Raw genomic sequence first — 19,017 nt, forward strand, 5'->3', positions numbered from 1 at the left:
ATGACGCACCGAGCGGACGCGGACCGCCGCGCCGAAACAATCGCGGAAGCATCGACGATTGCAACGTTTCTAGCCTAGCGCAGTCGTTAGCAACGACCGAACAGGCGAACCACCGGAAAAATAAGCCCGGCATTATCCTGCAAACCCGACTCTTTGTCTTGGGGACACCACGTCATGGAATTTGTTGTCAAAAGCGCCAAAGCCTCCACCCAGAAGACCGCCACCCTGGTTCTGCCGCTCGGCGATGACTGCCTTCTCGGCAGCGTCGCGCAGAGCGTAGACAGCGCCAGCGGCGGCGCGCTAAGCACTGCGCTCAAGCGTGGCGACATCCAGGGCAAAGCGGGTCAGACCCTGCTGTTGCATGGGCTGCCCGGCCTCAAGGCTGAGCGCGTACTGCTGGTCGGGATCGGCAAGGTCGACGAACTGGACAACCGCCAGTGGCGCAAGATCGCCAATGCCGCACTTGCCGCAATCAAGGGTCTCGGCGGTGCCGATGCGGCCTTCGCCATGCAGGATGTTCAGATCAAAGGTCGCGACAATTACGGCCGCACTCGCCTGCTGGTGGAAATCCTTGCCGACGGCCAGTACGTGTTCGATCGCTTCAAGAGCAAGAAAGCCGACCCGCGCGCTCTGCAGAAGATCATCCTCCTGTGTGACAAGAGCGAGCAGCCCGACGTGGAACGCGCGACCCGCGAAGCCTCGGCGATCGCCAGTGGCATGGCCTTCACCCGCGACCTCGGCAACCTGCCACCGAACGTCTGCCACCCGACCTACATCGCCGAACAGGCAAAGCAGATGAGCAAGGCCTACAAGGGCCTGAAGGTCGACGTGCTCGACGAGAAGAAGCTGCGTGATCTCGGCGCCGGCGCCTTCCTCGCGGTTTCCCAGGGCAGCGACCAGCCCGGCTGCATCATCGTCATGCAGTACAACGGCGGCAAGAAGGGGGATCAGCCGTATGCCCTGGTGGGCAAAGGCATCACCTTCGATACCGGTGGCATCAGCCTCAAGCCGGGCCAGGGCATGGACGAGATGAAGTACGACATGGGCGGAGCCGCCAGCGTACTCGGCACACTCAAGGCCGTGCTGGAGCTGCAGCTGCCGATCAACCTTGTCTGCCTGCTGGCCTGTGCCGAGAACATGCCCAGCGGCGGCGCCACCCGTCCGGGCGACATCGTCACTACCATGAGCGGCCAGACCGTGGAAATCCTCAACACCGATGCCGAGGGCCGTTTGGTGCTGTGCGATGCGCTGACCTACGCCGAACGCTTCGAGCCGCGCGCGGTGATCGACGTGGCCACGCTGACCGGTGCCTGCATCGTCGCCCTGGGCAGCAACACTTCCGGTCTGCTGGGCAACAACGACGCCCTGGTGCAGCAACTGCTGCAGGCTGGCGAGAACGCTGCCGACCGCGCCTGGCAGCTGCCGTTGTTCGACGAATACCAGGAACAGCTGGACAGCCCATTCGCCGATATCGCCAACATCGGCGGCCCCAAGGCAGGCACCATCACGGCTGCCTGCTTCCTCTCGCGCTTCACCAAGAAGTTCGCCTGGGCGCACCTGGATATCGCCGGCACCGCCTGGACCAGCGGCGGCAAGGAAAAAGGAGCCACCGGCCGGCCCGTGCCGCTGTTGACCCAGTACCTGCTGGACCGGGTCAACTGAGATGCACCTGGCCGTCGCGCCTGATCCCTCGGGCCGGAGCCGCCTTGCGCTGCCCGGCCAGAGCGGAGCACGCCCATGACGCGGATCGAATTCTACGTCCTGCCCGACGCCAACCCGACCGGCCGCCTGCGGGCGGCCTGTCAGTTGGCGGCCAAGGGCTGGCAACACGGCATGCAGGTATTCATTCGCTGCGTCGATGAAACGCAGTCGAGCGAAGTCGACGAGCTACTCTGGGACTTTCGCGCCGAGCGCTTCATTCCCCACGAGCAGCACGTCGACGACCCGAAGGCCCCGGTAGTGATCGGTGTCGACCAGGCACCTCAATTCACGCAGGGCCTCTTGATCAACCTGGGATCAACGCTTTCTTCACACATCGACCAGTTCAGTCGCGTCATCGAGATCGTCAACCAGGAACCGCAACTGCTGACCGCCTGCCGGGAGAATTTCCGCCTGTATCGGCGCCAGGGCTATGATCCGAAACGGGTCGAGCTTTAAGACCAACCATTCGACAGCAAGGGAAAACCCCTGGCAGCCGCCGGGATGCTCAAGCCCCGGAAACTTCTGAGATGACACCGAAAGCCCCGAACAAACCCGCCGAACTGCTGAGCGATCTCGAGTCCATTCGCGCCCTGCTCGGTGACGATTTTCCAGACGAGGCTCCGGCCGGCGCAGCGCTGGACCCGGACAGCATTCCGCTGCTGTCCGATATCGTCGAGCCAGCGCCAGCCGTTCCGGCCGCGAGCGCCAGCGACGACGAGCCGCGGGAAACCAGCGTGCGCAGTGCGTTTCGCTCCCTGGCCGAACGGCACATCGACCACGAGCTGCGCACCGCGGCCAATCTGATCCTGCAGGAAGTGATCGACGACTTCGTGCCGCAGATCGAGGCGGAACTCAAGCGTCGCCTCGAGAGCCGAATCGAGCGCCTGGTACGCACGCCCCCGCCTCGCTCCTGAGTCATCCGCGACAATGCGCAGTTAATAAGCACGGCCGCGAAATCTCGCGGCCGTTTGCCTTTATACTTGCCCGTTTTTCCGACCAGCCGTTTTAAGGGTCCCGCCGCATGGACAAGACCTACCAGCCGCACGCCATCGAGACTTCCTGGTACCAGACCTGGGAATCGAACAACTATTTCGCCCCGCAAGGTTCCGGCGAGCCCTACACCATCATGATCCCGCCGCCGAACGTCACCGGCAGCCTGCACATGGGTCACGGCTTCAACAACGCCATCATGGATGCTTTGATCCGCTGGCGCCGCATGCAGGGTCGCAACACCCTGTGGCAGCCAGGTACAGACCATGCTGGTATCGCCACGCAGATGGTGGTCGAGCGCCAGCTCGGCGCGCAGGGCGTTTCGCGTCATGACCTGGGACGCGAGAAGTTTCTCGAGAAGGTCTGGCAGTGGAAGGAAGAATCCGGCGGCACCATCACCCGACAGATTCGTCGCCTGGGCTCCTCGGTGGACTGGTCGCGCGAGCGCTTCACCATGGACGACGGCCTCTCCGAGGCGGTCAAGGAAGCCTTCGTCCGCCTGCACGAGGACGGCCTGATCTATCGCGGCAAGCGCCTGGTCAACTGGGACACCAAGCTGCACACCGCGATCTCAGACCTCGAAGTCGAGAACCATGACGAGAAAGGTCATCTCTGGCACCTGCGTTATCCGCTGGCCGACGGCTGCAAGACTGCAGACGGCCTGGATTACCTGGTGGTCGCCACTACCCGTCCGGAAACCATGCTCGGTGACGCCGCCATCGCCGTGCACCCGGAGGACGAGCGCTACAAGAGCCTGATCGGCCGTCACGTCATGCTGCCGCTGGTCAACCGCCTGATCCCGATCGTCGCCGACGACTACGTCGACCTCGAGTTCGGTACCGGCTGCGTGAAGATCACCCCGGCGCATGACTTCAACGACTACGAGGTCGGCAAGCGTCATCACCTGCCGCTGATCAATATCTTCGACCGCAACGCCGCGGTGCTCGCCAAGGCCCAGGTGTTCAACATCGACGGGACGCCGAACGACAAGATCGATGCCAACCTGCCGGACGGCTACGCGCACATGGACCGCTTCGATGCGCGCAAGGCCATCGTCGCCGAGTTCGACGCCATGAGCCTGCTGGAAAAGATCGACGACCACGCGCTGAAAGTCCCCCGCGGTGATCGCTCCGGCACCATCATCGAGCCGTGGCTGACCGACCAGTGGTACGTTTCCACCAAACCGCTGGCCGAGAAGGCCATCGCCGCCGTCGAAAGCGGCGAGATCCAGTTCGTGCCCAAGCAGTACGAGAACATGTACTTCAGCTGGATGCGCGACATCCAGGACTGGTGCATCAGCCGTCAGCTCTGGTGGGGCCATCGCATTCCTGCGTGGTACGACGAAGCCGGCAACGTCTACGTTGGCCGCGATGAAGTGGAGGTACGCGGTAAGTACAACCTCTGCAACAACGTCGAACTGCGTCAGGACGAGGACGTGCTGGACACCTGGTTCAGCTCCGGCCTGTGGACCTTCTCCACACTCGGCTGGCCGCAGCAGACCGAGTTCCTGAAGACCTTCCACCCCACCGACGTGCTGGTCACAGGCTTCGACATCATCTTCTTCTGGGTCGCCCGGATGATCATGCTGTCCACTCACCTGACCGGGCAGATCCCGTTCAAGACCGTCTACGTGCACGGCCTGGTACGCGATGGTCAGGGGCAGAAGATGTCCAAGTCCAAGGGCAACGTGCTCGACCCGCTGGACATCGTCGATGGCATCACCCTCGATGAACTGCTGACCAAGCGCACCAGCGGCATGATGCAGCCCAAGCTGGCCGAGAAGATCGCCAAGCAGACCCGCGCCGAGTTCCCCGAAGGCATCGCCAGCTACGGCACCGACGCCCTGCGCTTCACCTTCTGTTCCCTCGCGTCGACGGGCCGCGATATCAAGTTCGACATGGGCCGTGTCGAGGGTTATCGCAACTTCTGCAACAAGATCTGGAACGCCGCCAACTTCGTCTTCGAAAACACCGAGGGCAAGGACACGGGGGCCAACGGCGAGCCCGTCGAGCTCTCGTCGGTGGATCGCTGGATCATCTCCGCGCTGCAGCGTACCGAGAGCGAAGTGAATCGACAGCTGGAGGCGTTCCGCTTCGACCTGGCCGCTCAGGCGCTGTACGAGTTCATCTGGGACGAGTACTGCGCCTGGTACCTGGAGCTGGTCAAGCCGCTGCTGTGGGACGAGACCGCAAGCGCCGAACGCCAGCGCGGCACCCGCCGCACCTTGGTGCGCGTGCTGGAGACCGCGCTGCGCCTGGCGCATCCGTTCATGCCGTTCATTACCGAGGAAATCTGGCAGCGCGTCGCGCCGCTCGCCGGCAAGTCCGGTCCGACGCTGATGCTGCAGCCGTGGCCGGAGTTCAACCCGGAGCGGATCGACGAAGCCGCCGAAGGCGATATCGAGTGGCTCAAGGCCTTCATGCTGGGCATCCGCCAGATCCGCGGCGAGATGAACATCTCCATGGCCAAGCGCATCGACGTGGTGCTGGGCAACGCCTCGGCTACCGATCAACGCCGCCTGACCGACAACGAGCCGCTGCTCAAGAAACTGGCCAAGCTGGAAAGCGTGCGCCTGCTCAACGACGGCGAAGAAGCACCGCTGTCGGCCATCGCGCTGGTGGGTGACATGCAGGTGCTTGTGCCGATGGCTGGCCTGATCGACAAGGATGCCGAACTGGCTCGCCTGGACAAGGAACTCGCCCGGCTGGACGGCGAGGTCAAGCGCGTCGGCGGAAAGCTGTCGAATGCCGGTTTCGTCGACAAGGCACCCGCCGAGGTGATCGACAAGGAACGCGCCAAACTGGCCGAGGCCGAACAGGCCAAAGCCAGGCTGCAGGAGCAGCGCGACCGCATCGCCACGCTCTGATCAGGACGCGGTAAACGCAAAAGGCCAGCCCGAAAGGTGCTGGCCTTTTTGCTTAAGGAGGTCATCTTGATTGATGACAAGTTATTACCGGCAACGCTGATACACTATGCCGCACATGAAACACCCCTTTACAAACTGGCAGGCCGTTAAAGCCAAGACGAACAGCTCGACGATGTGAAATGAGCCCCCTGCTGCGAAGCGCAATGCCCCACGTATTTCGCCGAACGCGCAACCGTCTCCCAGGGCAGTCCACCGCCCCGATTTGTTTCACCTCGCTAGCGAATCGTTCCCCTGCCAGCCGCTGAGGCTGCGTCGACACACCCGCATGCCCGGCAAGGTTCCTCAAGATGGAGTCCCTCCGATGTATGCACTCATGGCTGTCGTGTTCGTCATAGGCTATCTATGCATAGCCTTTGAACATCCCCTGAAGATCGACAAGGCCGCTGCCGCGATCCTGACCGCGGTTGTGACATGGACCATTCTGGTGCTGGGTGCCGACCAGATACTTCCGCTGCTGCAACCCGGCAGCCACAACCCCGGGGACTCCTCGGCGGTGGTGGTCGAATCGCTGCGTCATCACCTGGGTGAAGTCTCGGAGATTCTCTTCTTCCTGCTCGGCGCGATGACCATCGTCGAGCTGATCGACTCCCACGAAGGTTTCAAGGTAATCACCGACCGCATCCAGACCCGCAAGCGCGTGCACCTGCTGTGGATCATCGGCTTCCTCACCTTCTTCCTCTCTGCAGCACTGGACAACCTGACCACCACCATCGTCATGGTCTCGCTGCTGCGCAAGCTCATCCGCGGCCGTCCCGAGCGCTGGTTGTTCGTCGGCGTCGTGGTAATCGCCGCCAACGCCGGTGGTGCCTGGTCGCCGATCGGTGACGTGACCACCACCATGCTCTGGATCGGCAACCAGATCAGCGCTTCCGGCGTGATCACCGGCCTGTTCCTGCCAAGCCTGGTGTGCCTGCTGGTGCCGCTGATCATTCTCAGCTTCCGTCTGCGCGGCGAGGCACCACGCCCGCGTCCTCGTGCTCACCTGGCCGAGAAGCACCCGCCGACCACCACCGTATTCGAGCGCAACCTGGTACTCGGTCTTGGCCTCGCTGCCCTGCTCTTCGTCCCGGTGTTCAAGACCGTGACCCACCTGCCGCCTTACATGGGCATCCTCTTCGGCCTCGGCGTGCTCTGGGTGACCACCGAGTTCATCCACCGCAACAAGAATGCCGAAGACAAGCACCCGCTTTCGGTAGTCGGCGTGCTGCGCAAGGTGGACACCCCCAGCGTGCTGTTCTTCCTCGGCATTCTGCTGGCCGTATCCAGTCTCGCTACCGCGGGCCACCTGACCCAGGTCGCGACCGCGCTGCGCGAATCGCTCGGCCACATCTACCCGATCACCTACGCCATCGGCCTGCTTTCGGCCGTGGTCGACAACGTGCCGCTGGTGGCCGGTGCGATGAAGATGTACCCGCTGGTCAGCGAGAAGATGCTGGCTGCGACCGCGGCAGAGGAAATTAGCTGGATGTCCCAGTTCGTCGTCGATGGCAACTTCTGGGAGATGCTCGCCTTCTGCGCCGGTACCGGCGGCAGCACGCTGATCATCGGCTCGGCTGCGGGGGTCGCGGCGATGGGCATGGAGAAGATCAGCTTCACCTGGTACGTCAAGCGCGTCAGCTTGCTGGCCTTCCTCGGTTACACTGCGGGCGCAGCGACCTACATCGGCATGCTCGCCCTGCGCTAAACCGCAGCGAGCCTGGCCAGGTCGCTGCCCCCACAGACGACCTGGCCAGGGACCTTCCATGACCGTCAGCAAGACCAAAACCAGTTTCTATCGCCGACTCTACGTCGCCTGGCTGATCGACAGCGGCACCGCCTGCAGTGTCCCTGCACTGATGGCCGCGACCGGCATGCCACGGCGTACCGCCCAGGACACCCTTGCCGCGCTCGCGGAGCTGGACATCGACTGCAGCTTCGAGCAGGACGACGGTGAACGCCACAATGCCGGCCACTACGCCATCCTCGACTGGGGTGCCATCGACAAGGGCTGGATCGAGCGCAACCTGCCGCGTATCAAATCCATTCTCGAATATCCCTGATCGACCATGAGTGGCGACCTGCTGCTGGTTCTCGCCCTGCTCACCGGCTGCATCTGCCTGTTCGCGCTGAACAAGCCACGCATGGACGTGGTGGCGGTACTGGCCATGGTCGCGCTGCCGCTCACTGGTGTGCTCAGCGTGCAGGAGGCACTGGCCGGTTTCAGCGATCCTAGCGTGGTGTTGATCGCCACCCTGTTCGTCATCGGCGACGGCCTGGTGCGCACCGGCATCGCCTATCGCCTGGGCGACTGGCTGATGCGTACCGCCGGCAGCAGCGAGACCCGCTTGCTGATTCTGCTGATGCTGGCCGTCGCGGGGCTCGGCTCGGTGATGAGTTCGACCGGCGTGGTGGCGATCTTCATTCCCGTGGTGCTCGGCATCGCCAATCGCATGAAGGTCTCGCCACGGCGGCTGATGATGCCGCTGGCGTTCGCCGGCCTGATCAGCGGCATGCTGACGCTGGTGGCGACGCCGCCGAACCTGGTGATCAACAGCGAACTGCGCCGCGCCGGGCTCGACGGCTTCGCCTTCTTCGATTTCACCCCCATCGGCCTGGCGATTCTGTTGCTCGGCGTCGGCTACATGCTGCTGGCACGCCGCTGGCTGGGCAGCGACAAGCGCAGCGAAGCGACAGAACATCGCCATACGCTGGCGGATCTGGCGCGAGAGTATCGACTGGAAGAACGCGAGCGGCGACTGCGGGTGATGCCGGGATCGATTCTCGCCAACCAGGCGCTGGACGAGCTGAAGCTGCGAACCCAGTACGGCATCAACGTGATCGCCGTGGAACGCCATGACCGCTTTCGCAACCTTCTGCTGATCGCGACGGGCAATACCGAACTGTTCGTCGGCGATGTGCTGCTGGTCGATCTGGCCAGCCCGGCCATCGGCTTGCTCGGCGCCTATCAGGAGCTGGGCCTCGAACCCCTGCAACTCAGCACCTCCTACTATTCGGTGCACGGTCGCGAGCTGGGGCTGGCGGAAGTGGCGCTGCCACCGGAATCGCGCCTACCGGGCAAGACCATCCAGCAACTGGGTTTTCGCAGCCGGCACAAGCTCAACGTGGTCGGTCTGCGCCGCAATCGCCAAGCCCTGCAGGGGCTGCTGGTGGATGAAAAGCTCAAGCCAGCCGATACGCTGCTGGTGGCCGGCAGCTGGAAGCACATTCACCGTCTGCAGGGCATAAGCCGCGACTTCCTCGTGCTGAGCCTGCCGGCCGAGGTGGACGATGTGGCGCCCGCGGCCAACCAGGCACCGTTCGCGCTGCTCGGGCTGGCGGTGATGGTTACATTGATGGTCAGCGGCCTGGTGCCCAACGTGCTGGCGGCGCTGATTGGCTGCCTGGTCATGGGCCTGTTCCGCTGCATCGACATGGACAGCGCCTACAAGGCGATTCACTGGCAAAGCCTGGTGCTGATCGTCGGCATGCTGCCGTTCGCCCTGGCGTTGCAGAAGACCGGCGGCATCGCCCTGGCGACATCGGGGCTGGTCGGCCTGCTCGGCGACGCCGGACCGCATGCCCTGCTCGCCTGCCTGTTTTTGCTGACCGCAGTGATCGGGCTGTTCATCTCCAACACGGCGACGGCTGTGCTGATGGCACCCGTTGCGCTGTCCACCGCCGAGCAGCTGGGCGCCTCGCCCTATCCGTTCGCCATGATCGTCGCGCTGGCGGCCTCCGCCGCGTTCATGACGCCGATTTCCTCGCCGGTGAACACCCTGGTGCTCGGTCCCGGGCAATACCGCTTCGCCGACTTCGTCCGAGTTGGCGTGCCCTTTACCGCGCTGATCATGATCGTCTCGGTGCTGCTGGTGCCGCTGCTGTTTCCGCTATGAATGCCGGCTGCCTCGGGACACCCACCGACGGGTAGCCAGCGAAAAGTGGCATGGCGGCTGAAAGGGCCAGCCGTTAAGCTCCAGCTCTCATTCTAAAAAGAACAGACTCCATGCCTCAGCGTGTCGCCCTGTTTCCGGTCCTGCTGGCCGGTGCCGTTCTCTTGTTGGTCGTCCATGGCCTTGGCCGCTTCGTCTACACCCCGCTGCTGCCCTGGCTGGTGGAGGACGGTCTGTTGACCGTGCAGGAAGGCGCCAGCATCGCCAGCTGGAACTACCTGGGCTATCTGATCGGCGCCCTGCTCGCGGTGCGCTGGCATCGCGTCGCGCAGATCCGCCGTACGCTGCCCTGGGCACTAGCGCTACACGTCTTGAGCGCCCTGCTGCAGACCCAGGCGGAATCCGCTGACGCCCTCGCCGCATTGCGCCTGGCCAATGGCATCAGCAACGGTCTGGTATTCGTCCAGGCGCCCTCGCTGATCCTCGAATGGCTGGCGCGACAGCAGCGCGTTTCCTCCAGTGGCCTGGTCTATCTCGGTGTCTGCGTCGGGCTGATTCTCTCCAGTTTGCTGGTGAGCCTGAGCGACGGGTACCTGCTGGGAGCCGAGCGTTGGTGGCCAGCGGCGTTGCTTTCGATACCGCTGGCCTGGTGGGGCTGGCGGCAGCTGTCGCGGCTGGACATGCCTGACGAGGAAAAGGCCCATTCTGCGGAGGAGCCACCCAGCGGCAAACTGCTCGATCGCTCCAGCACACCGCTGTTTCTTTCCTATGCCGGCGCCGGCATGGGCTACATCCTGCCGATGACTTTCCTGCCGATGGTCGCGCGTCTGCAGGTGGAGCCCGGTGACTTCCTCATCGGTGGCAGCTGGCTGGTGGTGGCGCTGGCGACGCTGCCGGCGCCCTGGCTGTGGAATCGTCTCGGCGTGCGCATGGGTGACGACATCGCCTTGCGCCTGAGCTATCTCACTCAACTGCTCGGCGTACTGGCCGCGCTGCTGCTGCCCGGCGCGGTCGGCATCCTGCTCTGTGCGGTACTGGTCGGCGGCACCTTTCTCGGCACGGTGCTGCTGACCCAGCGTCTGGCGCGGACACTGCATCCACATCAAGGACCGCGGCTGTCGGCGGCGCTGATCGCACTCTACGGCCTGACCCAGCTCGCCGCACCCTGGCTGACCAGCATCTGGATGGGGATGGGCGGCAGCCTGCACAGTGCCTTCTGGCTCGGCGCGGGGGCGCTGCTCTGGGGGTTGTTCTGGATGCTGATGGTGCCGCGCCGCCGTTAGCAACGAGACCTATCCGCGGGCAGCGGTTGTGGGACAATGCGCGCCCCAGCCGCCAACCTCCCGCTGATCAGATGCCGCGCAGATCCCCGTCCTCGACTCCGCAGCCCGGCCGTGCCGAACCCGGCAAGGCCGTACTGCATCCACGCAACCGCCATACCGGCCGCTACGACTTCCCGGCGCTGATTGCTGGCTGCCCGGAGCTGGTCGAGTACGTAATCCTCAATCCCTACGGCAAGCAAAGCATCGACTTCGCCAACCCGGATGCGGTGCGGGTGTTCAATCGCGCGCTGCTCAGGCAGTTCTATGGAATCCAGCACTGGGACATTCCGCCAGGCTACCTGTGCCCGCCGGTGCCAGGGCGCGCCGATTATCTGCATGGACTGGCCGATCTGCTCGGGCAGAACGATGCCTGCGCCATTCCCCGCGGCACCGCCATTCACGCACTGGACATCGGCACCGGGGCCAACTGCATCTACCCGCTGATCGGCCATCGGGAGTACGGCTGGCACTTCACCGGCAGTGATATCGACACCACCGCTCTGGCCTCGGCACGCACCATCGTCTCGGCCAATGGCCTCGCCAAGGCCATCGAGCTGAGACAGCAGGCGGCGCCGAAGCACATCTTCAAGGGAGTGATGTTGCCGGAGGATCGCTTCGACCTGACGTTGTGCAATCCGCCCTTCCATGCGTCACAGGCCGAAGCCAGCAGTGGCAGCCAGCGCAAGTGGCGTAACCTCGGCAAGCTCGTCCCGAGCCGCAAACTACCCGCGCTCAATTTCGGCGGTCAGGCGGCGGAGCTCTGGTGCGAAGGTGGCGAAGCGGCCTTTGTCGCGCGCATGGCGGAGGAAAGCGTCGCGTTCGCCGGACAGGTCTACTGGTTCAGTACGCTGGTATCGAAGGGCGCCAACGTGGCGCCGCTGGAGGCGCGGCTGAAACGCCTCGGTGCCCGCCAGATGCACACGCTGGACATGGCTCAGGGGCAGAAGAAGAGCCGCTTCGTCGCCTGGACCTTCCTGAGTCAAACCGAGCAGGCGAGTTGGCGCGCCGAGCGCTGGGCGAAAGGGTGAAATTCAGGCAGGCGTCAATGGAAAGGTTTAGACCGCCACGTCCCAGAGCTGCTTGTTCTTCAGCGCCATGGTCTGGATATAGCGCGGTTCACCGTTGATCTCTTCCAGTTCGGTCATCCCGGCCAGCTCGCCTACCACGCGATAACGCTTGCCTACACGCTTGTCCTTCAACGGATAGAGCTTGGCGATTTGTTGGGCGAGTTCGGTAAGGGTGGACATTGCTTGTTGCTCCATTGACTGCGTGCCGCAGGTATTTACCAACTGTTGATGACGGTTATGCGACAGCCGAGCTTAGAACGGGGTTTCCAGGCTGCCACTCGATCGCAGGCGTACACACAAAAGCCGATAGGTTGCTGCTAAGAACCGGCGATTTGTTCTTAACTTCTTCTACGCCGCTTCGCTTTGGAGCGATGAATACCGAATTGATTCCGTCACGTTCGTCGCCGTTTTTCGAACTGGAAAGCAAGGCTATGGGATCACTATTGCGGGCATGGCAGCTTTGGCGCGACCGGATAAACCGGCCACGCGGAAAAGAAGGATTTACGAGATCGCAGGCCAGCTCAATCAGCAGGTGCCCAGCCCAATCTGCAGCAGCGCCAGGCCGCCACGCTGCCAGCCCCACCAGGCCAGCATCAGCAGACCCAGCACCAGGGCGACGCTCACACCCAGCCAGAGCGGCCGCATCAGTTGACCTGCGCCTCGCGCAGGCGCTCGACCGGCTGCTCACGAATCGGCCAGTTGAGTACCGCCGCCATCAGGCTCAGCGCGATCGCGATCTGCCAGACCAGGTCGTAACTGCCGGTGCGGTCGTACAGCCAGCCGCCCAGCCAGCCGCCAAAGAACGAGCCCAGCTGATGGAAAAGGAAGGCGATACCGCCGAGCATCGACAGGTTGCGCACGCCGAACATGGTCGCCACCGTACCGTTGGTGAGTGGCACCGTGGACAGCCACAGCAAGCCCATGGCGATGCCGAATGCGTACGCGCTCCAGACACTCAGCGGCGCCAGCAGGAAAACACTGATCACCACACCGCGAATCAGATACAACCCGGCCAGCAGCTTTGGCTTGGAGTAGCAGCTGCCCAGCCAGCCCGCAGTGTAGGTGCCGACGACGTTGAACAGCCCGACCAGTGCCAGCACCGTGGTACCGACCTGCGCCGGCAGATGCTTATCGACCAGATAGGCCGGCAGGTGCAGACCGATGAAGACCACCTGAAAGCCGCAGACGAAAAAGCCCAGCGCCAGCAGACGGAACCCGGAATGCCCGGCCGCTTCGCGCAGCGCCTCGCCCAGCGACTGCTGAGTTCCGGGTGCCGCCGGAGGCCGCGCGGGGCTGCGCATCATCCCCGCGAGCGGCACGATCAGCGCCACCAGCAAACCGAGCGCCATAAGCGCCGAGGACCACCCCAGCCACTCGATGAGCCCCAGGCTGCCGGGCAGCATGATGAACTGGCCGAAGGAGCCCGCAGCGCTGGCGATGCCCATCGCCATGCTGCGCTTCTCCGGCGGAACCGCCTGCCCGACTGCGCCGAGGATCACCGAGAACGAGGTGCCTGACAGCCCCAGTCCGATCAGCAGCCCGGCACTCAGCGTCAGGGTCGTCGGCGAATCGGACACCGCCATCAATGCCAGCCCAACGGCGTAGAGAATGCCGCCGATCAGCACCGCACGAGCCACGCCGAAGCGATCGGCCAGCGCGCCAGTCACCGGCTGCACCAGGCCCCAGATCAGGTTCTGTATCGCGATGGCGAAGGCGAACACCTCGCGACCCCAGCCGAACTCGGCACTCATGGGCGGCAGGAACAGACCGAAGCCGTGGCGCACACCCAGCGAAATCGCGAGGATCAGCGAGCCACCAGCGAGAATCCAGGCAGAGTTGCGCCATGCAGCGGTCATGGGGGTCATTCCTCGAAGAAAAGGCGACCAGTTTACTCAGTTAAGCCTTTCTTTCGTCACCCCATGTGTCCGATCGGGTGCCCTCCGCTCTCGCGGAACGCTAAAGCGCCAGCAACCCTACGGCCATCAACAACGGCGTCGCCACGCTGGCCGCAGCGTTCAGCCCCAATGCCGGCAGCAGGCGCTGCGCCTGCAGCGGTTCGCGACGCAGCAACCATGCCGCTCGCAGGGCCAACGGCAAGGTCAACAAGCCGAGTGCGCCACCGGCCAGACCTGGCTGCGCCAGCACAGCCAGGAGTACGCCGTAGGCCAGCAGCCACTGCGCAAACGCCACGCGCACGGCGTTGGTACAGCCGATATGCATAGGCAGGGTACGCCGGCCGACAGCGCGGTCGGCATCAATGTCCGGAAACTGGCCGAGCAAAAGCAGGTTGTTGCAGAGCAGCAGAGGGGGCAGGATCAACCACAGATCGCCGAGATCCGGCGCGCCGCCGAGAACGATGCGCGTACCCAGCACCATGAGCGCGAAGCCCAAACCCGGCGCGAACAGGCACAGCCAGGGGTGGCGGGTCAGCCAAGGCGTGTAAAGCAGCACCAGCAACAGTCCCGCCAGACCGATCGGCGCCAGACTGAGCAACAGCGGCGGCTGGCGCAGCAGGAACAACACGCCGATCAGCGCGCAGGTCAGCAGGCTGCCGAGACCGAGCAGCAATGTGCGACCCAGCAGATGCGGATGGGTCACCAAGGTACCGCTGCCACCGCTGAACGCCGTGGGGCGGGTCTGCAGGTCCAGTCCACTGCGGTAATCGCACCATTAGTTGAGCGCATTGACTGCCACATGGGCGGCCAGGGCGCCGAGCATCACCAGCAGTGCATCACTGTAGGACATCGCTTCCGCGCTCCCGCGCGCTGCCAAGGCCAGCCCGAGCGCCACGCAGCTCAGCGTCAGCAGCAGGAAACGACCGCGCGCCACACCCAGCCAGTCCAAGGTTCCGCTCATCTACGCCTCCCGCTATCGTCTGGTGTACAGCAGGCTAACCCCAACGCCGCGAGACGTCCTTGACACAGATCGACTCTGCCAGACCGCAGCTTCGGCTGCAGGCACGCACTACCCGCTCTCGGGTAAACTGCCCAACCTGTTGCATTCCAGCCGTGAGACCACCATGCCCATCCGCCACTGCATCGTCCATCTGATCGAGAAAAAGCCGGACGGCACCCCCGCCGTGCTCCACGCCCGTGACTCGGAGCTGGGCAACTCCCAGGCTATCGAGAACCTGCTGGCCGATCTCAACGAGAGCTACAACGCCAAGCAGGGCAAGGCCTGGGGCTTCTTTCACGAGGAGTCCGGCGCCTATCCGTTCAGCGGCTGGCTCGCGCAGTACATGGAAGGCAATCAGGACTTCACCGCATTCAGCCGCCAGGCAGTCGAGCATCTGCAGAAGCTGATGGAGGAATCCAACCTCTCCACCGGCGGCCACGTGCTGTTCGCCCACTACCAGCAGGGCATGACCGATTACCTGGCCATCGCGCTGCTGCACCACAGCAACGGCGTCACCGTTACCGATTCGCTGGACGTGACCGAAGCCCGGCACCTCGATCTCGGACAGCTGCACCTGGCGACGCGGATCAACATCTCCGAGTGGCAGAACAACAAGCAGTCCAAGCAGTACATCTCCTTCATCAAAGGCAAGAACGGCAAGAAGGTGTCCGAGTACTTCCGCGACTTCATCGGCTGCCAGGAGGGCGTCGACGGCCCGGGCGAGACGCGCACGCTGCTCAAGGCCTTCAGCGACTACGTCGAAAGCGAGGACCTGCCCGAGGAAAAAGCGCGGGAGAAGACCAGCGCCCTGGTCGGCTACGCCAGCAGCCAGGCGAAGATCGGCGAACCGATGTCGCTCGAGGAGCTGTCCGGGGTGATCGACGAGGAACGTCCGCGCGCCTTCTACGAGCACATCCGCAACAAGGATTACGGGCTGTCGCCGGAAATTCCCGCCGACAAACGCACGCTCAACCAGTTTCAGCGCTTCACCGGGCGCGCCGAAGGGCTGTCGATCAGCTTCGAGTCACATCTGCTGGGCTCGAAGGTCGAGTACGACGAGGCGCGCGACATGCTGATCATCCGCCAGCTGCCGACCCAACTGAAGGACCAGCTCAAGCGGCGCAAGGACTGACCGCGCCATGCGCCTGGCGGACGCCATTCTCGATGACTGCCTGTGCGACCCGGCGGCGCCGCTGGCGCGCGATCCGGCACGCTGCTACGGCCTGGACAAAGCACAGGCTCAAGCGCAGCTGGCAAGCCTGAAGGAATGGCTGCGGGTACAGCAGACCATGCTCTGGGCCAACCGCCGCGACGCCCTGCTGCTCGTGCTGCAGGGGCCGGACTGCTCCGGCAAGAACGGCGTGATCCGCCGCGTGCTGGGTGGCCTGGACCCGCTGGGGCTGTCGCCACACAGCTTCCAGGCGCCGAGCGAAGAAGAACGCCGCCACGACTTCCTCTGGCGCTACCGGGAGCGGCTGCCGGTGCCCGGCATGCTCGGCGTATTCAATCGCAGCTACTACGAAGCGCTGGTCAGCGATCTGCGCGACGGCCTGTGCTCGCCTGCCGACATCCCGCAGCGCCAGTCCGCAATCCTGGCTTTCGAGCGCGAGCTGCCGGCCGCCAGTATCCAGCCGCTCAAGTGTTACCTGCAGCTGTCTGCCGGCGAGCAGAAGCAGCGCTTGCATCGGCGCCTGGAGCAGCCGGAAAAGCGCTGGAAGCTGACCCTCGGCGATCTGCAGGACCACCGCAACTTCGCCCAGCAGCAGGCGCAATGGGCGGCCGTGCTGAGCAAAAGCCACAGCCGCGAAGCACCCTGGTACGTGATACCGGCCGACCACCGCTGGTTGCGCGACCTGCTCGTCGCCAGCCTGCTCGCCCGCGCGTTCGAGCGCCTGGCACTGGACTGGCCGGCGCGGCCGGCGCCATTCACCCATGCCGATCTGGACAGCACGCCATGAAGCGCTTCGCTCTGTTGCCGCTGCTGCTTCTGCCGCTGCTGGCGCAGGCGCAGCAAGGCGAAACAGCGCCGGAACTGTCGGTGGACGAGGTCCGCTTCACGGTCGCCAACTCCGAGTTCACCCTGATGCACGAGATGGGGCACCTGCTCATCAGCGAACTGCAGCTGCCGGTGCTTGGCCGTGAGGAAGACGCTGCCGACCAGCTGGGTTTCATGGGCCTGTTCCTGTTGCAGCAGGAACAACACCGCGACGACTTCTACGCCAAGCTGATGGACGTCGCCGATTACTGGCGTCTGGAATGGCAGCACGCGGAACGCGACGGCTCCCCGGTGCCGGTCTGGGACAGCCATGCGCTGGACGCCCAGCGCTTCTACAACATCGCCTGCCTGGCCTACGGCAGCGACCCGGATCGGCTCGACTGGGTGCTGGAAGTCAGCGGCTTGCCGGTGGAACGCGCGCTGTACTGTCCCGAGGAATACGAACAGGCGGCCCACGCAGTGCAGTGGTTTCGCGAGCACTTCGGCCGCAGCGACGAGCGACCGGCGCGGCACCGCATTCAGGTGATCTACGACACACCCCCCGGACATCTGCCGGGTGGTGCCGAACTGCTGGAAAAGATTCGCGCCAGCGGCGAGCTGGAAGCGGTCGCGGCGAAGGCCAGCGATGCATTCGAGCTGCCCCGCGACCTGACCCTGCGCATGTCCACCTGCGGCGCGCCGGACGCCTGGTTCAACCGCATCAGCGGTGAGCTCACGCTGTGCTACGAGCGCATCGCCTACTTCCGCACGCTGGCGCGCGAGCTGCCTACGCTGCGCGCCGGCGAATCACCGACGTCGCAGTGAGGCGCGTTCAGCGCGCCTCGATGCGATAGCCGATACGCGGGAAGTGCACGTGCACGACCCCGGTGCGGTCATCGCTGCGGCGCAGGATCAGCTCTTCGCTACCGGCGAAGACCAACTCACCCTCGACCGGATCGGCGCCGTAATCCACTGCGGCGATGGCCACATTCTGCCCTTCCTGAAAACCATTCGGCTCGCTGAATGCTTCGTCCGGCAGCGGCGCAGGCTCGGCCTCCAGCGCCATACGCAGTGCATCCTCAGCGGATAGCTCGCTGCTGGAGCCATGGCCCACGCCGAGTACCTTGCCAAGCCAGGCCGCCACCTCCGGGTAGCCATCCACCAGCGGCGCGGTGACCGGCGTTGCACGCAGGAACCACAGGCAATGCGCGACGGCGAAGTCGGCAATTGACGGCGCCGCACCAAACAGGAACTCGCCCTCCTCCCGCGCCAGCTGCTGCTGCAGGCGGGTCATGAAGGTTGGCCAATCACTCTTCGCCTGCTCCAGCGGAACACGACTGACCGAGCCGTTGGAGAACAGCTGCGCACGGTCCTTGCTGAATATTTGGACGAACTCCTTGGGCACCTGGGCAAAGCGGACGGCCATAGATTCGGGCTGGAACACAAGGCTCACGGCGTTCAGGAACAGCACCGAATCGGCCCACTGGGCAAGCGTCGCGGCGGTGAACTCCTGGCCTTCCGGGAACAGCGCCGGGGTGATCTTTTCGGCCTCGAGCCGACGCGCGATCAGGGCGGTGTCGCAATAGATGTCGGCGCCGACCTGCAGCACCGGCGTGCGTCGATAACCGCCAGTGAGCGCGGTCAGATCGGGCTTGGGCATGACCGGAGGGATCATCACCGAGCGCCAGGACAGCTGCTTGAACCCCAGCATCAGGCGCGCCTTTTCGGCAAAGGGCGAGGTGGGATAGTGGTGCAGGATCAGCTCGTGCATGACAGGCTCCGCCAGAGGTCTCGAGATGGGGCGTTGCCCCGTTGGAAGAGCATCAGCTTAGACGCTCCGCTGCACCGAGCCTACCGGCTGATTGGTGCGTCATTCACGCAACGGGGCTGGCCAGGCTCACCAGGCGTTCCTTGGCACGCTTGTCCAGTCGCTTGATGGCGATCTCGCGACGCAACGCATCGCCCTTGCTGGCGCAAGTCTCGACATAGACCAGCGCCTGCGCCGGGCTGGAGTGAAAGAAACGCGCGCCGCGCCCGCGCTGGTGCTCGGCGAAACGACGCTGCGCATCGTCGCTGATACCGCAATACAGCGCACCGTTGGCGGCGCGCACCAGATAGACGAACCAGGGCTTGGGCTGAACCTCGGTCATGTTTCGCAAAACTCTCGGAGTCGGTGGCGGCACGGGCCGGCATTATGCCGAACTTGCGCGCCACGGTCGTTTGGCAGCATTACCCTGCCGTAGGAAGGTGCTCGCTTAGCAGAGAGCCCGAC

At 64.3% G+C, this 19,017-nt stretch carries 16 protein-coding genes and 1 pseudogene; 12 read left to right on the plus strand and 5 right to left on the minus strand.

The annotated features are described in order from the left end of the window. The first annotated feature begins 174 nt into the window (after nucleotides 1-174). The 9 genes from IEG05_RS09065 (at nucleotide 175) to rlmF (ending at nucleotide 11,836) form a co-directional block, all read left to right on the plus strand. Nucleotides 175-1,662, plus strand: a complete 1,488-nt coding sequence (locus IEG05_RS09065; protein ID WP_191121949.1) for a leucyl aminopeptidase — start codon at nucleotides 175-177, stop codon at nucleotides 1,660-1,662. Nucleotides 1,663-1,737: 75 nt separating this feature from the next. Next, nucleotides 1,738-2,157, plus strand: a complete 420-nt coding sequence (locus tag IEG05_RS09070) for a DNA polymerase III subunit chi (protein WP_191121950.1) — start codon at nucleotides 1,738-1,740, stop codon at nucleotides 2,155-2,157. 71 nt (nucleotides 2,158-2,228) lie between these two features. Then, on the plus strand, nucleotides 2,229-2,615 hold the full coding sequence (locus IEG05_RS09075; RefSeq protein ID WP_023444163.1) for a hypothetical protein: 387 nt from the start codon (nucleotides 2,229-2,231) through the stop codon (nucleotides 2,613-2,615). 107 nt (nucleotides 2,616-2,722) lie between these two features. Then, nucleotides 2,723-5,557, plus strand: coding sequence for a valine--tRNA ligase (locus IEG05_RS09080; RefSeq protein ID WP_191121951.1), 2,835 nt, complete (start codon nucleotides 2,723-2,725; stop codon nucleotides 5,555-5,557). 361 nt (nucleotides 5,558-5,918) lie between these two features. Continuing rightward, nucleotides 5,919-7,301, plus strand: a complete 1,383-nt coding sequence (gene nhaD, locus IEG05_RS09085) for a sodium:proton antiporter NhaD (protein ID WP_023444161.1) — start codon at nucleotides 5,919-5,921, stop codon at nucleotides 7,299-7,301. 58 nt (nucleotides 7,302-7,359) lie between these two features. Next, on the plus strand, nucleotides 7,360-7,656 hold the full coding sequence (locus IEG05_RS09090) for a winged helix-turn-helix domain-containing protein (protein ID WP_191121952.1): 297 nt from the start codon (nucleotides 7,360-7,362) through the stop codon (nucleotides 7,654-7,656). A gap of 6 nt (nucleotides 7,657-7,662) precedes the next feature. After that, the gene (locus IEG05_RS09095) at nucleotides 7,663-9,489 is read left to right on the plus strand and encodes an SLC13 family permease (protein WP_191121953.1); all 1,827 of its coding nucleotides are present in this window, start codon (nucleotides 7,663-7,665) and stop codon (nucleotides 9,487-9,489) included. Between the two features lie 110 nt (nucleotides 9,490-9,599). Next, nucleotides 9,600-10,769 carry a YbfB/YjiJ family MFS transporter gene (locus tag IEG05_RS09100; protein ID WP_090522137.1) on the plus strand — a complete coding sequence of 390 codons (1,170 nt, stop codon included), beginning with the start codon at nucleotides 9,600-9,602 and terminating at the stop codon, nucleotides 10,767-10,769. A gap of 71 nt (nucleotides 10,770-10,840) precedes the next feature. Next, the gene (gene rlmF / locus IEG05_RS09105) at nucleotides 10,841-11,836 is read left to right on the plus strand and encodes a 23S rRNA (adenine(1618)-N(6))-methyltransferase RlmF (protein ID WP_191121954.1); all 996 of its coding nucleotides are present in this window, start codon (nucleotides 10,841-10,843) and stop codon (nucleotides 11,834-11,836) included. Nucleotides 11,837-11,863: 27 nt separating this feature from the next. Here the strand turns inward: rlmF and IEG05_RS09110 are convergent, their stop codons facing one another. The 3 genes and pseudogenes from IEG05_RS09110 to IEG05_RS09120 form a co-directional block, all read right to left on the minus strand. Beyond that, nucleotides 11,864-12,055: a hypothetical protein gene (locus tag IEG05_RS09110; RefSeq protein WP_003298204.1), complete on the minus strand. Its 192-nt coding sequence runs from the start codon at nucleotides 12,053-12,055 to the stop codon at nucleotides 11,864-11,866. A gap of 464 nt (nucleotides 12,056-12,519) precedes the next feature. Then, complete coding sequence (locus tag IEG05_RS09115) at nucleotides 12,520-13,731, minus strand: MFS transporter (protein ID WP_014819440.1); 1,212 nt, start codon at nucleotides 13,729-13,731, stop codon at nucleotides 12,520-12,522. A 100-nt stretch (nucleotides 13,732-13,831) separates the two neighbouring features. Then, nucleotides 13,832-14,731: pseudogene (locus IEG05_RS09120) on the minus strand (prenyltransferase). A 163-nt stretch (nucleotides 14,732-14,894) separates the two neighbouring features. On the opposite strand from IEG05_RS09120, the gene yejK reads away from it, so the two are divergent. Genes yejK through IEG05_RS09135 form a run of 3 tightly spaced genes read left to right on the plus strand, consistent with a single transcriptional unit; the run spans nucleotide 14,895 to nucleotide 17,570 of the window. Next, nucleotides 14,895-15,902: a nucleoid-associated protein YejK gene (gene yejK, locus IEG05_RS09125; RefSeq protein WP_041013178.1), complete on the plus strand. Its 1,008-nt coding sequence runs from the start codon at nucleotides 14,895-14,897 to the stop codon at nucleotides 15,900-15,902. 7 nt (nucleotides 15,903-15,909) lie between these two features. After that, nucleotides 15,910-16,728 (plus strand): polyphosphate kinase 2 family protein, encoded by an 819-nt coding sequence (locus IEG05_RS09130; RefSeq protein WP_104097004.1) that lies wholly within the window; start codon nucleotides 15,910-15,912, stop codon nucleotides 16,726-16,728. Then, nucleotides 16,725-17,570: a DUF4344 domain-containing metallopeptidase gene (locus IEG05_RS09135; RefSeq protein WP_191121955.1), complete on the plus strand. Its 846-nt coding sequence runs from the start codon at nucleotides 16,725-16,727 to the stop codon at nucleotides 17,568-17,570. Before IEG05_RS09130 ends, IEG05_RS09135 begins: the two co-directional genes overlap by 4 nt. A gap of 7 nt (nucleotides 17,571-17,577) precedes the next feature. Here the strand turns inward: IEG05_RS09135 and IEG05_RS09140 are convergent, their stop codons facing one another. Together IEG05_RS09140 and IEG05_RS09145 are read right to left on the minus strand one after the other, a co-directional pair. Then, nucleotides 17,578-18,516, minus strand: a complete 939-nt coding sequence (locus IEG05_RS09140; protein WP_191121956.1) for a glutathione S-transferase family protein — start codon at nucleotides 18,514-18,516, stop codon at nucleotides 17,578-17,580. 103 nt (nucleotides 18,517-18,619) lie between these two features. Further along, complete coding sequence (locus IEG05_RS09145) at nucleotides 18,620-18,895, minus strand: GIY-YIG nuclease family protein (RefSeq protein WP_003284707.1); 276 nt, start codon at nucleotides 18,893-18,895, stop codon at nucleotides 18,620-18,622. Between the last annotated feature and the right edge of the window lie 122 nt (nucleotides 18,896-19,017).

The organism is Stutzerimonas kunmingensis (assembly GCF_014764705.1).
Lineage (GTDB): Bacteria > Pseudomonadota > Gammaproteobacteria > Pseudomonadales > Pseudomonadaceae > Stutzerimonas.